This is a genomic window from Bradyrhizobium sp. PRIMUS42, from assembly GCF_023006515.1.
GTDB lineage: Bacteria > Pseudomonadota > Alphaproteobacteria > Rhizobiales > Xanthobacteraceae > Bradyrhizobium.
On the sequence record NZ_JALBGZ010001348.1, the window covers coordinates 1 to 795 of the forward strand.

Sequence of the window (795 nt, forward strand, 5' to 3'; positions counted from 1 at the left end):
CTTGAGCTTGTGGGCAAGTGCAGCGGCCTCGGCCGGCAGCGTGGCCATCGCCGCCATCAGGCGGACCGCCTGCTCGGCGAACATGGCCAGCACTTCCTGTTCCAGCTCAGCGTCGCCGAGCGTCATCCGGGAGAGATGGTCGAGGTCGAGCGGGCTGTCGATGGGTGCAAGCGGGGGCGAGGGCATCCAGTCCATCCGTTGCAGTTCAGGCGTCATGGCGCAGGCCCCGGCATCGCGCGACGGTTCCGCCGGTCCGGCGGGCGAATTTCACCTCACCCAAGCATGGAAATGGTTAACGAAATGTTTGGGCTGTTTGACGCAGATCTGCCCGTTTATTGACGAAAAGTTGCCGCAATTAGCCACGTCCGGTGGAGAATTGCATTTATTGCTAAGGCGTTAGGGCCCGATCCTGTTAACGATGATTAAGAATGTCTTAATCGCGGGCATTTCATTCGCGACGCTCTGCCAATAGGATGTTGCAGAAATTGGCGGACAAGCCGTCCGGGTGGGGACGGCTCGGAGATCCGCGCAAGCGGCATGATCCGGTCTGTGGGCTTGCGTTGTGCGCAGGGCTCGCGGGGGGACGCGTACAAGTAACGAGGGCTCGGACTGAACATGGCGAACACTCCGAAAAAGGTCAAAGACCCGACAGAAGTTGCGCTTTCTGCGATCCAGGAAGCCCTCAACATCAGCGACACCGCTGCGGACACCAGCCGCAGCGCCTCGATGCGCAACGAGACGGCGTCCTCGGTGGCGCCGCCGCCGCCCCCGATCTTCGACGAGCCGAGCTTCGAG

Annotated in this window: 1 protein-coding gene and 1 pseudogene; one reads left to right on the forward strand and one right to left on the reverse strand. The window is 61.8% G+C overall.

Features of this window, described 5'->3' with window-relative positions; all coding sequences use genetic code 11:
* A pseudogene (locus MOV75_RS40240) lies at nucleotides 1-216 on the reverse strand (Hpt domain-containing protein); the annotation flags it as partial.
* Between the two features lie 399 nt (nucleotides 217-615).
* Between MOV75_RS40240 and MOV75_RS40245 the strand changes: the two are divergent.
* Nucleotides 616-795: hypothetical protein (locus tag MOV75_RS40245; RefSeq protein ID WP_247008399.1), on the forward strand; the 180-nt coding region annotated here is incomplete at its 3' end.